This window comes from Kribbella sindirgiensis (genome assembly GCF_004331435.1).
In the GTDB taxonomy this organism is placed as follows: domain Bacteria; phylum Actinomycetota; class Actinomycetes; order Propionibacteriales; family Kribbellaceae; genus Kribbella; species Kribbella sindirgiensis.
In genome coordinates, this window is the sequence record NZ_SJKA01000003.1 from 66,102 (window position 1) to 79,181 (window position 13,080).

Below are 13,080 nucleotides of genomic sequence, written 5' to 3' on the forward strand. Positions count from 1 at the left end.
GGACACCTATGCCTGACCTCGTGATCACACGCAACGAGCAGAACCCCGTCACCACCGGCCGCGTCGCCACCTGGGCGGCCGAGCAACTTGCTCGAGCCGCAGCAGGCTCTTCGGCGATCCGGCTCGCCACCCTGGACGAGGTCCCCGCCGCGGACCTCGCCGCCGTACCCGAGGCGTACGCCGTCCTCCGCGACGGCGACGAGATCGTTGTTGTCAGCAACGACGAGACCGGTCTCCGGCACGGACTGCTCGAGCTCGCCGACCGGGCCGGTGCGGGCGCGGATCTCGCCGGTACGTCGCCCTTCGCCGAGCAACCGGCTGTCCCGGTACGAGGCCTGGTGCGGTCGTTCTCCAGCGTGGACGAGGACCTGTCGTGGTTCCACGACCAGCAGTTCTGGACCGAGTACCTGACCTGGCTGGCGGCCTCCCGCTTCAACCGGTTCCACCTCGCGCTCGGTATGCAGTACAACTACGGCGCCGATCGGCACGGCGCCACCGACAACTACCTGTGCTTCGCCTATCCGTTCCTGTTCGACGTGGACGGTTACGACGTGCGGGCCGAGGGGGTCGGCGCGGACGAGCAGAAGCGCAACCTGGAGATGCTGCGCTTCATCGCCGCCGAGAGCAAGCGCCGCGGACTGAAGTTCCAGCTCGGGCTGTGGAACCACGCGTACGACTACGGCCGGGATTCGGTACACCGGTACCCGATCACGGGCATCGGCCCCGACAACCACGCGGCGTACTGCCAGGCCGCCATCGCCCGGCTGCTCACCGAGTGCCCCGACATCGACGGGCTCACGTTCCGGGTGCACTACGAGGGCGGCATCCACGACGAGGGGCATGAGGTCTTCTGGCGGGCGGTGTTCGAAGGCGCGAACTCGGTCGGCCGGCCACTCGAGATCGACATGCACGCCAAGGGCGTCGACCAGGCCTTGCTCGACGCCGTCGATCTTCCGAACCTGTCCCCGGTGCTGTCCGCGAAGTACTGGGCCGAGCACGTCGGGCTGCCGTACCACCAGGCGTCGATCCGGGCACGGGAAGCGGCCAAGCCGATCCCGGCCGGCCACGAGATGAAGGGCATCACGGAGTTCTCCCGCCGGTTCACCCGCTACGGGTACGGCGACTTCCTCCGCGAGGACCGGACCGTGGACCTGATGTTCCGGGTCTGGCCGGGTACCCAGAAGCTCCTCGCGTGGGGTGATCCCGCGATCGCGGCAGGGTACGGACGGCTGTCGACGTTCGGTGGCTCTCGCGGTGTCGACCTGTGTGAACCTCTGTACTTCAAAGGGCGCAAGGGTAGCGGCGAACCGGTTGGGCGCGACCCGTACGTCCGCGAGGACCTCCGACTGCCCGGGAACCGGGAGTGGACCAAGTACCGCTACGGCTACCTGTTGTGGGGCCGGCTGCTCTACAACCCCGAGGCCGAGCCCGAGACGTGGCGTCGCCATCTCCGGTCGACGTACGGCGAGGCTGCGGGGGACGTGGAGGACGCGCTGAGCCCGCTCAGCCGGATCCTCCCGCTGGTGACGGTGGTCCACGGCGTCGGCGGATCGAACAACGGCTACTGGCCGGAGGTGTACCTCAACCTCCCGATCTCGTCGCGGGTGCACTCGCAGCACTACGCCGGCGACACCGACGCCCCGGCGAACTGGGGTGGGGTCAGCCCGTTCGACCCGACCACCTTCTACGGCATCGACGAGTACGTCGCGGCGCTGGCCGGAGGCGAACTCTCGGCCAAGTACACGCCGCTGGAGGTGGCCTCGTGGATCGAGCAACTGGTCGCAGACGGACAGCAGGCACTCGGCCGCGCCCAGCAGGTCGCCGACCTGGCGGACCCCCAGGTTCGCAGGGTGCTGATCGATCTCGAGGTCCTGGTCAGGTTGGGCAGGTTCTTCGCCGGCAAGTTCCGGGCCGCGGTCGACTACTCGACGTACCGGGCGACCGGGGCGGTTGATTCGCTGGAGTCGGCGCTGCGCACCTGCCGGGCAGCACATGCCTCGTACGCCGAGATCCCGGCGATCGTCGACGGCGTCTATCAGCAGGATCTGCGATTCGGGATCGAGACGTCCGAGCACGGTCACTGGGCGGATCGAATCGCGGACATGGACGCCGACCTGGCGGCCCTCACCGAGGAACTGCGCGAAGTGGAAGGTGCCGGCCAGGCAGGAGCCGCACTCCCTGCGGCACCGGCTCGGCCGGCCACGCCTGGCGTGGAACACACGGTGCCGGGGAGCTTCGAGCGGGGCAAACCGGCGACCCTCTCACTGGAGGTGGTCGCTCCGGACGTGGTCGGCGCGACTCTGCACTATCGGCACGTGGATCAGTCCGAGTCCTGGCGGCAGGTCCGGATGGAACTGTCCGGGCAGAGCTTGTCAGGCACGATCGACGGCGACTACACAGCCTCGACGTACCCGCTGATGTACTTCTTCAGCATCCGGCACCGCGACGGCGGGCAAGCCTTCTACCCCGGCCTGGCCGCCGACCTGTCCAACCAGCCGTACGTCGTCCTGGGCTCGGCGACCGTCAGCGGATGAGGGAAGTCCGGGGGTCCACTGGTTGAGGCTGGTGGACCCCTGTGACCAGCGGTTCCGGTCGGTGTACGCCGCGGGGACGGTAGCCGAGTGCGTCGGACACGCCCAGGTAGTCGGACAGCAGCCAGATGATGGCCAGCCACATCTCGGTGCCTTGCAGCCCTGGGATCGCGCGGTCGTCGGCGCCGTCCGGAGCGAAGGCGAAGCCGGCGCCGTCGACCCACCGGGGCAGGATGGCGCGCAGCTGTGCCTCGGCCCAACGGCGGCCGTCCTGTTCGCCGTACGTCGTCTGCTTCCGGGCCAGCCAGAGCGGGTGGATGACGTCGAGAATGTTGCACGCGTTGTAGTTGTCGCCGGTGAACATCCGCCTGTCGTTGCTGTGGGCAAGGACAGTGGCGACGGCCTGCTCCGGGTACGGCAAGGGAAGACCGAACTGCGCATAGGTACCGCGGGTGAGACGGTAGAAACCGTTCACGACCTGCAGCAGTCCGTCGTCGGGATGCGGTGAACCCCAGGCGCCGGTTTCAGGATCGACGCGGGTGTGGAGCCAGCCCATCAAGAGTTCGAGATCACCGGGTTTCCGGTTGAAGGCGAGCGCCGTACCGAGGCCGTCGATGCCGGAGCCGGCCGACCAGGCTCTCCTTGCCCAGGGCAAGTTGTCGAGTTCGTCGAGGGTGAAGTCCGTGCTGATCGGGTGCTCGAAGCCGCTGTCGAGGACCTGGAGGGCGTAGCCGACACACAGGACGTGATAGCTCGCGGGCCCTTGCAGGACTGAGAGTTCGGCGTCCGACGACTTGCCGAGACCGTCGTCGGAGAGGTCTCCGGGTGATACCAGTCCGGTGGCCGCGTCCTGGCGCGCGCGGAGCCGCCGTACGAGATCGTCACGGGTGTGGCCGGCCGGCGTCCGGCGTACCAGCAGGTCCGCGATCTCGATCGCGTCGCACCAGGGGCGGATCTCCGGATCGCGATCGATCCCGGGACGGTCGACGAAGCGGGAGCCGTCCCAGCAGCGCGCGAGTACGTCGTCCACCTGGCTGCGAGCCTTCGCGGCGAAGTCCGCCAGCTTGGTCGGTAGATCACCTGACATGGATGCTCCTGTCCGCGAGCGGAGGATACGGGCGGGGTTGCCGGCCGCGACCGAGTCGGCCGGGATGTCCTTGGTGACGACCGCGCCGGCGCCGATGATGGTGTGCGGCCCGACCGTCACGCCGTCCAGGATCGTCACGTTGGAGCCGATCCAGACGTCGTCGCCGATCGTGATGCCGACGGCGGTGTGCGGCTGCTTGAAGATCGGCTCGCCGGGCGCGGTGCCGTGGTTGAAGGCGAGCAGCGACGTGTGCGCGCCGATCCGGACACCGTCGCCGATCGTCACCACGCCGCGCACCGCGGCGAACGGGTTGATCGTCGAGTCGGCGCCGAGCGCGATCCGGCCGGTGACGTAGGCGTGCGCGGCGATGTACGAACGGTCCCCCATCCGGAGCTCGTCGCAGTACACGGCGGCCGACTCCGCGACGTACACGTCGGGTGCGAGCTCGACCGACCCGCCGAGCCGCGCCTGCCGTTCGGCCTGCCGGTCACGCTCGGCCTCGGAGGCCTTCCGGGCGTACTCCCACGGCAGGAAATCCAGTCGCAACGGCTCGTTCGGCAGCATGGGAAAACGCTATCCAATTCTTGGGACACAGGCCAGCCCCGGGAGGCCGCTGCTAACCTCCCGTCTGACATGAACACTTTTCCGTCTGTGCGAGGGGCGGCCGGGCGATGACCACGAGCGGACCCGTTACGGACGGCGACGACGGCAGCGACAGCGGCACCGAGGGCGGCGACGGTACAACGGGTAGCACCCGCCGAAGCCACCGCGTGACGATCAGCGACCTCGCGCGCCGGCTGCACATCTCGAAGGCCTCCGTCTCGTACGCGCTGAACGGCCGCGCCGGGGTCAGCGACGAGACGCGCCAGCGGGTGCTCGACCTGGCCGAGGAGCTGGGCTTCCACCCGAACTCCGCCGCGGTCGCACTGTCCGCGAGCCGCACCCGGACGATCGGGATCGTGATCGCCCGGGACCCCACGCTGATCTCGACCGAAGCGTTCTACATGCGCACCCTGGTCGGCATCGAGCAGTACCTGAACGAGGTCGACTCGTCGCTGCTGCTCCGGCTCACGGGCGAGCACGGCGAGGACCTCGACGTACTGCGGCGCTGGTCGCGGCAGGGGCGGGTCGACGGGTTCATCCTGTTCGACGAACTCGAGAACGACCAGCGGATCCCGCTGCTCAGGGAACTCGGGGTGCCCTGCGTCGTGGTGAGCTCGAACGAGCCCGACGACACCGTCGGGCGGCTGATCAGCTCACCGGACGAGACCGTCTCGCTACTGCTCGGGCACCTGGCCGAGCTCGGGCACACGAACATCGCGCACATCAGCGGACCGTTCACGTTCATCCACGAACGGCTCCGCGTCCAGACGTTGCAGGAGCACGCGGCGCGGCACGGGATCACGGTGCGGCACATCGAGGGCAGCTACCGGTACGACGACGGCGCCGAACTCACGCGTCAACTCCTGACCGGAACCCATCCGCCGACCGCGATCGTGCTCGGGAACGACCTGATGGCGGTCGCCGCGCTGCGGGTCGCGATGGATCTCGGTACGGCGGTACCCGGCGAGGTCTCGATCGTCGCCTGGGACGACTCGCCGCTGTGCGAACTCGCGCGGCCCGGGATCACCGCGGTCGACCAGAAGACCATGGAACGCGGCCGCGCCGCCGCCGACCTCCTGCTCCGCATCGTCACCGGCAACCACCCCCTCCACGAAGAGGCCCCCGCCGGCGAACTCCGCCACCGCGAATCCTCCGGCCCCGCCCACTCCTGAGTCGTCGCCCCAATTTCCCTGGCTGACCCACGAATTTGCCTGGCCCACCAGCCAGATGCGGGGTTACCCACCCTGATTCAGGGTGCAGAACCCCCCATCTGATAGGTCAACCAGGCAAATGGGGCTTCGGCGGGGCTTCGGAGCGGTTTCGGGGTACGGCGGGTGCAGTTTGAAGACTGTGTGAAATCGGGTGGTCTCGGAGCGTGGTGGATTGCGTTTGCCGGGGCGGCGGTGGAGGTTGGTGGGGTCACGAGGTCGTAACGAAGACCCGCCAACTGAACCGGTTAGGGTTACGGAACTTAACCGGTTAGGCCAGTATGGGGCCGATCCGCCTCCGCAGGTCTGCGGAGGCTCGAGACGGGACGAGGGAGTCCGACGTGAGACTGCGTTCGCTTGTAGCCGCGGTTGCGGCGACCGCCATGGGAATCAGCCTCGCCGCCTGTGGTGGCGGCGACAAGGACGATTCCTCCGGCGGCAGCACCGGTGACCAGACGCTGACCTACTGGGCCAGCAACCAGGGCACCAGCCTCGACAACGACAAGGAGGTCCTGACCCCGGTCCTGCAGAAGTTCACCCAGGAGACCGGGATCAAGGTGAACCTCGAGGTGATCGGCTGGAACGACCTGCAGACCCGGATCCAGACCGCGATCACCTCGGGTCAGGCGCCGGACGTGGTCAACATCGGCAACACCTGGGCGGCCTCGCTGCAGGCCACCGACGCGTTCCTGCCGTTCGACGGCGACGCGATGACCGCGATCGGGGGCAAGGACAAGTTCGTGCCGACGGCTCTGGCGACCGGCGGCAAGGAAGGCACCGACCCGACCTCGGTCCCGCTCTACGGTCTGGCCTACGGCCTGTACTACAACAAGGCGATGTTCGCCGCGGCCGGGCTGCAGCCGCCGAAGACCTGGGAAGAGATGGTCGCCGCGGCCAAGAAGCTGACCAACCCGGCGAAGAACCAGTGGGGTATGGCGCTGGCGGCCGGCAGCTACACCGAGAACGTGCACTTCGCGTTCATCAACGCCGCGCAGAACAAGGCCGACTGGTTCAACGGCGACGGCAAGCCGACCTTCACCGGTGACGGCAACGTGCAGGGCGTACTGCGGTACCTCGACCTGATGCAGAAGGACAAGGTCGCGAACCCGTCGAACGCGCAGTACGACAACGGCACCAAGTCGGTGAACGACTTCGCCACCAAGAAGGTCGCGATGGTCATCAACCAGAACAACGCCGACTCCTCGATCGTTGCCAACGGCATGAAGGCCGGCGAGTACGGCGTCGTACCGTTCCCGGCTCCGGCCGGTGGCGAGCAGGTGGCCAGCCACGTGGCGGGGATCAACCTGTCGATCTTCAAGAACACCAAGCACAAGGACGCTGCGCTGAAGTTCGTGAAGTACATGACCGACGCGCAGACCCAGACGACGCTGGGCAAGCCGTTCTCCTCGCTGCCGGTGCTGAAGGACGCGAAGCCGGTGTTCACCACTGACGCTGCCGAGGCGGCGACGTTCCAGGACGTCTACAACACCAAGTCCAAGCCGCTGCCGCTGGTGCCGGCCGAGGACCAGTTCGAGAGCACCGTCGGCAAGGCGATGAACGCGATGTTCGCCAAGATCGCGACCGGCGGCACGGTGACCGCCGACGACGTAAAGGCAGCCCTGAAGACCGCCGAGGACCAGGTGGCGGCAAGTAGCTGATGTCTCTCGCAACAGAGCAAGCTTCGCCGGCCGCCTCGCGGCCGGCGAAGCCCAAGTCCAAGCGCGGCCTGGAGCAGCGGCCCGGGCTCAATCGGTGGTTGCCTTATGCGCTGCTGGCCCCGGCGGTGTTGCTCGAGTTGTTCATCCACATCATTCCGATGCTGGTCGGGATCTGGATGAGTTTCGTCAAGCTCACCAAGTTCTTCATCGCGAACTGGTCCTCCGCACCCGGGGTCGGGCTCGGCAACTACAAGGTCGCGCTCGACTTCAACAACGCCGTCGGGCAGGGGCTGCTGAAGTCCTTCGGCGTCACGGTCGTCTTCTCGCTCGTCACGGTCGCGTTCTCGTGGGTGCTCGGGATGGCCGCCGCGGTCGCCCTGCAGCCGGAGTTCCGCGGCCGGGGCATCGTCCGCACCCTGTTCCTGGTGCCGTACGCGCTCCCGGCGTACGCCGGAATCCTGACCTGGAACTTCATGCTCCAGCGCGACACCGGCGCGGTGAACCACGTCCTGGACCAGCTGCACCTGACCGACGGGAAGACGTTCTGGCTGATCGGCGGCAACGCGCTGATCTCGCTGATCACGGTGGCCGGCTGGAAGCTGTGGACGTTCGCGTTCCTGACCTTGATGGCCGGTATGCAGAGCATCCCGCGGGACCTGTACGAGGCCGCGTCGGTGGACGGCGCCGGCAACATCCGGCAGTGGCGCAACATCACGCTCCCGTCGCTGCGCCCGGTGAACCTGGTCCTCGTACTGGTGCTGTTCCTGTGGACGTTCAGCGACTTCAACACGCCGTACGTGCTGTTCGGTACGGCGCAACCGCCGGCCGGCGACCTGATCACGTTCCACATCTACAACGCGTCGTTCCTGACCTGGAACTTCGGCACCGGGGCGGCGATGTCCGTGCTGCTGCTGATCTTCCTGATGATCGTCACCGGCGCGTATCTGCTCGTCACCGGAAGGAGGTCGCGTCGTGCGTGAGACCAGAGGGTTCAAGATCTACCGCGGTGTCACCCTCACAGTGCTCGGACTGTTCGTCCTGGTCCCGCTGTACGTGATGGTGACGTCGTCGCTGAAACCGCTCAAGGACGTGCAGGGCGCGTTCTCCTGGTGGCCGTCGAACCTGACGCTGGCGCCGTTCGTGGACATGTGGAAGACGGTGCCGCTGGCCCGGTACTTCGTGAACTCGACGGTCGTGTCGGTGGCGGCGACGGTGTTCTCGGTGGCGATCGCGATCCTGGCCGCGTTCGCGGTGTCGCGGTTCAGGTTCCGCGGGCGGACGGTCTTCACCACCACGGTGCTGTCGACGCAGATGTTCCCGGGTGTGCTGTTCCTGCTGCCGTTGTTCCTGATCTTCGTGAACATCAACAACCAGTTCGGGCTGCAGCTGGTCGGGACGCGGCTCGGGCTGATCATCACCTATCTGACGTTCAGCCTGCCGTTCTCGATCTGGATGCTGGCCGGGTACTTCGACAGCATCCCGCGCGAGCTGGACGAGGCCGCGCTGGTGGACGGTTGCGGTCCGATGGGCGCGCTCTGGCGGGTCGTACTGCCCGCGGCACGGCCCGGTGTGATCGCGGTCGCGATCTACTCGTTCATGACCGCGTGGGGCGAGGTCCTGTTCGCGTCGGTGATGACGACGGAGGCCAACCGCACGTTGTCCGTCGGCCTTCGCCAGTACTCGACCCAAACCAACATCTACTGGAACCAGATCATGGCCGCCGCCCTGGTGGTCAGCATCCCCGTCGTCATCGGCTTCCTCCTGGCCCAACGCCACTTCGTAGCCGGCGTCACCGCGGGAGCCGTCAAGTAGCGGTCAGTACTCGGAGATGCCGCTGATGGATACCGAGGTCGAGTAGAAGGTGGCGTACTTGCCGTTCTTGCCAACGGTCGCGCCGCTGTAGCCCTGGGTGGACAGCCGGTACGCACCGACCTTGGCGTCTCGGGCCGAGCTCGGTCCGGAGGCGGGGATGCCGGCTCCCTGCAACGCGAACGTGACGATCTGCTGCCGGATCGACGCGTCCGGGACGAAGATCGCCAGCGCTCCCGGCAGGCCTTGCTTCAGCGACGCGACCGCGGCCTTGACGCACTGCGGGCAGTTCTGGACCTTGGCGCTGCCGCTGCCGCTCACGTCGATGGACTCGGGGTACTTCTTCTTCGAGTAGTCGGGGCTGATGTACACGTCGACGGTGCCCTTGTTGCATTCCCATCGGCGGTCCAGCTTGCAGACGTAGCCCTTGGACTTGAACGCCGTGACGAGCGAGCTGACTGTGGCACCCGGGAGGCAGCCGTTGCATCCGGCCGGCAATTTGGTCGGCTGCGCAGGCGGCTGGGTGGCCGGCTGTGCGGTCGGCTTGGCCGGGCTCTCGCCGGTGGTCGGGCTGCCGCCGGTGGTCGGTTGCTGGGTCGGGGCCTCGCTCGCCGGACGGAGCGTGGGCTTCGTCGACGGCGCGACCGGCTGGGTCGTACCGTCAGCGGCATCGTCCGAGCCGCCGGTGAACCGGGTGACCACGAAGACACCGGCGCCGATGAGCATCAACGCACCGACGATCGCCACCACGATCGGACCCACCTTCCGCGGCGGAGGTGGAGGCGGCGGGTAACCGACGTACTGCTGGCCGTACTGCGGGCCGTACTGCTGCTGACCGTACGGCGGCTGCTGCGGAGGCTGCTGCCCCGGGTACCCGCCCTGCTGGTTGCTCACGGCCACAATATAGGGACCGCCCGGTTCAGCTGAAGAGTTTTTCGCCCCAGTATGAGCCGGGGGTCACGCCGGCGGGGCAGGCGAAGATGCCGGAGCCGACGTGGTGGATGTACTCGTTCAGCGTGTCGCTCTTGGCCAGTTGGTTCTGGACGGGGATGAACTGCTTGCGCGGGTCGCGTTGGTAGGCCAGGAAGAACAGGCCCGCGTCCAGGCGGCCGAGGCCGTCCGAACCGTCGACGAAGTTGTAGCCCCGGCGGAGCAGTTCGGCGCCGTTGTTGAACTGCGGGTGCGCGAGCCGCACGTGCGAGTCCATCGGCATCTTCGGGTCGCCGTCGGAGTTCTTCGCGGTGAAGTCGATCGCGTCGAACTCGTCCGCCTTGCCCAGCGGGGCGCCGGTGCCCTTCCCGCGGCCGATGATCGTCTCCTGCTCGCCGAGCGACGTACGGTCCCAGATCTCGATGTTCATCCGGATCCGCCGCGACACCAGGTACGCGCCGCCGACCATCCACTCGGGGCCGTCCTCGGGCTGCACCCAGAGCTGCTGCTCGAGTTTGTCGGCTTCCTCGAGCTTGAGGTTGTTGGTCCCGTCCTTGAACCCGAACAGGTTCCGCGGCGTCGCCTGCGCCCGCGACGTCGACGACGTCCGGCCGAATCCGAGCTGCGAGTACCGTACGGCGACCCGCCCGAACCCGATCCGCGCCAGGTTCCGGATGGCATGTACGGCGACCTGCGGGTCGTCGGAACAGGCCTGTACGGCGATGTCCCCGCCGGACCGCGCCGGGTCGAGGTCGTCGCCGATGAAGTGCGGCAGGTCGACGAGCGCCTGAGGACGCTTCGCCGCGAGCCCGAACCGCTTGTCGAACAACGACGGACCGAAGCCGACGGTGATCGTCAGCCGCGCCGGGGGCAGGCCGACCGCTTCACCGGTGTCCTCCGGGGGCGCCTCGCCCGGTCCGTTCACGGCGCCGTACTGACCGATGTCCCGCCCCGCCGTGAGCAGCGCGGCGGCGGCGGTCCACTCCTTCAGGAGCGCGATCAGTTCGTCCCGCTTCGTCGTCGTCACGTCGAACGCGGCGAAGTGCAGCCGGTCCTGCACCGGCGTGGTGATCCCGGCCTGGTGCGGCCCGTGAAACTCAACAGGCCCGTTGTTGTCCGCGGCCTGCGACGGCTCGGTGGACAACGCCGAATGCGCCGCATACCCAGCAACCCCGGTAGCAACAGCAGCACCCGCCGCCCCGAACAACCCGCGCCGCGAAAGTCCCTTACGTTCGCTCATTTCTTCGCCAGCACCCCGGCGACCTTGCTGACCGGCTCGGCCAGCCCGTCGACCACCGCGCCGAGCGCCTTCTTCTCGGCCTCGGTTGCGGTGTACGGCTTGAAGCCGTCGCCGTCGCGGTACTTGTCCAGGGCCGCGAAGACAGCCTTGAACTGAGTGTCCAGCTGGGTGACAAGGGCCGCGTCGCGCTTCTGCAGGGCCGGGCGGAGCGCCTGGATGGCGGCCTGCGAGCCCTCGACGTTCGCCTCGAAGTCCCACAGGTCGGTGTGCGAGTAGCGGTCCTCCTCGCCGGTGACCTTGCCGGTCGCGACCTCGTCGAGCAGTTCCTTCGCGCCGTTCGCCAGCTGCAGCGGCGTCAGCTTCACGACCTTCGCCTTCGCGACGACCGTCTTCACATCGGTCAGCAGCAGGTCGGCGTACTTCTCCATGCCCTTGGTCGAGTTGGAGACCCAGAGCGCCTGCTCGATCCGGTGGTACCCGGTCCACTCGGTGCCCGGCTCGACGTCGTTGACGCGGGCGTCGATCTTCGGGTCCAGATCACCGAACGACTCCGCGACCGGCTCGATCCGCTCCCAGTAGGTCCGCGACACCGGGAACAGCTCCTTCGCCTTCGCGACGTCGCCGGCCTTCACCGCGGTCACGAACTCGGTGGTCTTCTGCTCCAACGCGACCGCCTGCGAGTTCACGTACCGCTGGTAGCTCTCGGTCGCCTGCTTCAGCGCGGTGTCCGTGTCGATCTGCGCGGGCGCGTCGCCGGTCACGGTGAGGTCGCCCCGGATCCCGTCGCCGACCATGCCGGGCTTGCAGACCGCCTGGTACTTGCCGGTCGGCAGCTCGACGATCAGGTCCCGCTTCAGGCCCGGGCCGATGTTCTCGACCTCGCCCATCACCCGGTCGCCGTCGGCGTACACGTAGAACTCGGTGACCTTGCTGCCGCCGTTCGTCACCGAGAACGTGCTGGTGCCGGACTTCACGTCGCGACGGCTCAGCTCACAGCCCGAGTCGGACGCCTTGACCGACACCGGGCCGGTGCCGTCGTCCTTCGCGGCCGGTTCGTCGTCCGCACACGCGGTGAGCGCGGCGAGGCCGATGACGACCCCGACGATGGAGGCCCGACGGGCCAGAGTCCTGCGCATGGTTCTCCTGGGGATTTCAGGCCGCTTTGGTGGCGGTCGTCGTCGTGACGGCGGGCGGTGTGGAACTCTTCACCGGAAGGAAATAGAGCACCATCACCGGGACGAGGTAGACGACCCACGCGATCGCCTCCACCACGGTCGGGGCCGGGTTGAAGTTGAAGATGCCCTTCAGCAGTACGCCGTACCAGCTGTCGGGCGGGATCACGTGGGAGATGTCGAAGGCCAGCGTGTTCAGACCGGGCAGGATGTTCGCTTCCTGCAGGTCGTGGAAGCCGTACGCGAAGATACCGGCCGCGACCAGGATCAGCACCGCGCCGGTCCACTTGAAGAACACGGCCAGGTTGATCTTCACGGCGCCCTTGTAGATCGCGAAGCCGAGCAGTACGGCGGTCGCGAGCCCGAGCAGGACGCCGACGAACGGTACGGCGGTGGTCGCGGTGGCGGCCGACGCGTACACGATGAACGCCGTCTCGATGCTCTCCCGGAAGACCGCGAGGAACGCCAGGATGACGACGGCGCGGGACCCGATCTCGAGGGCCTGGCCCATCCGCTCGCGCAGTTCCTTGGCGATACTGCGGGAGGCCTTGCGCATCCAGAAGATCATCCAGGTGACGAAACCGACCGCGAGGATCGACATCACCCCGCCGACGGTCTCCTGTGTGGTGAACGACTTCGCGGTCAGCGCGGTGACGAACTGGAGCAGACCCCAGGCGGCGACCGCCACGGCAAGCGCCGCGGCGACACCGATCCAGACCAGTTTGAGTCGATCGCGATGCCCCGACTTGACCAGGAAGGTGGCGAGGATGCTGACGACCAGCGAGGCCTCGAGTCCTTCACGGAGTCCGATCAGGTAGTTCGCGAGCATGGCGGGACTCTCT

At 67.6% G+C, this 13,080-nt stretch carries 10 protein-coding genes; 5 read left to right on the forward strand and 5 right to left on the reverse strand.

All coding sequences use genetic code 11. The features are described 5' to 3' along the window. The first annotated feature begins 20 nt into the window (after positions 1–20). Complete coding sequence (locus tag E0H50_RS08745; RefSeq protein ID WP_131286126.1) at positions 21–2,534, forward strand: hypothetical protein; 2,514 nt, start codon at positions 21–23, stop codon at positions 2,532–2,534. On the opposite strand, the gene E0H50_RS08750 is transcribed toward E0H50_RS08745, so the two are convergent. Beyond that, entirely contained in the window at positions 2,524–4,182 is a 1,659-nt protein-coding gene (locus E0H50_RS08750) for an acyltransferase (protein WP_131286127.1), read from the reverse strand. The two genes, E0H50_RS08745 and E0H50_RS08750, sit on opposite strands and share 11 nt — an antisense overlap. Positions 4,183–4,289: 107 nt before the next feature. On the opposite strand from E0H50_RS08750, the gene E0H50_RS08755 reads away from it, so the two are divergent. The 4 genes from E0H50_RS08755 to E0H50_RS08770 all read left to right on the forward strand — a co-directional run bounded on the left by E0H50_RS08755 (position 4,290) and on the right by E0H50_RS08770 (position 8,899). After that, entirely contained in the window at positions 4,290–5,393 is a 1,104-nt protein-coding gene (locus tag E0H50_RS08755) for a LacI family DNA-binding transcriptional regulator (protein WP_131286128.1), read from the forward strand. A gap of 377 nt (positions 5,394–5,770) precedes the next feature. After that, the gene (locus tag E0H50_RS08760; protein WP_131286129.1) at positions 5,771–7,087 is read left to right on the forward strand and encodes an ABC transporter substrate-binding protein; all 1,317 of its coding nucleotides are present in this window, start codon (positions 5,771–5,773) and stop codon (positions 7,085–7,087) included. Next, the gene (locus E0H50_RS08765; protein ID WP_131286130.1) at positions 7,087–8,067 is read left to right on the forward strand and encodes a carbohydrate ABC transporter permease; all 981 of its coding nucleotides are present in this window, start codon (positions 7,087–7,089) and stop codon (positions 8,065–8,067) included. Before E0H50_RS08760 ends, E0H50_RS08765 begins: the two co-directional genes overlap by 1 nt. Then, entirely contained in the window at positions 8,060–8,899 is an 840-nt protein-coding gene (locus E0H50_RS08770; protein WP_131286131.1) for a carbohydrate ABC transporter permease, read from the forward strand. Before E0H50_RS08765 ends, E0H50_RS08770 begins: the two co-directional genes overlap by 8 nt. Positions 8,900–8,902: 3 nt before the next feature. On the opposite strand, the gene E0H50_RS08775 is transcribed toward E0H50_RS08770, so the two are convergent. Genes E0H50_RS08775 through efeU form a run of 4 tightly spaced genes read right to left on the reverse strand, consistent with a single transcriptional unit; the run spans position 8,903 to position 13,067 of the window. Further along, entirely contained in the window at positions 8,903–9,790 is an 888-nt protein-coding gene (locus E0H50_RS08775; RefSeq protein ID WP_131286132.1) for a hypothetical protein, read from the reverse strand. A gap of 25 nt (positions 9,791–9,815) precedes the next feature. Continuing rightward, complete coding sequence (efeB, locus tag E0H50_RS08780) at positions 9,816–11,066, reverse strand: iron uptake transporter deferrochelatase/peroxidase subunit (protein ID WP_131286133.1); 1,251 nt, start codon at positions 11,064–11,066, stop codon at positions 9,816–9,818. Further along, positions 11,063–12,202 (reverse strand): iron uptake system protein EfeO, encoded by a 1,140-nt coding sequence (efeO, locus tag E0H50_RS08785; protein ID WP_131286134.1) that lies wholly within the window; start codon positions 12,200–12,202, stop codon positions 11,063–11,065. The genes efeB and efeO overlap by 4 nt, the downstream gene beginning before the upstream one ends. Positions 12,203–12,218: 16 nt before the next feature. Then, the gene (gene efeU, locus E0H50_RS08790; protein ID WP_131286135.1) at positions 12,219–13,067 is read right to left on the reverse strand and encodes an iron uptake transporter permease EfeU; all 849 of its coding nucleotides are present in this window, start codon (positions 13,065–13,067) and stop codon (positions 12,219–12,221) included. Between the last annotated feature and the right edge of the window lie 13 nt (positions 13,068–13,080).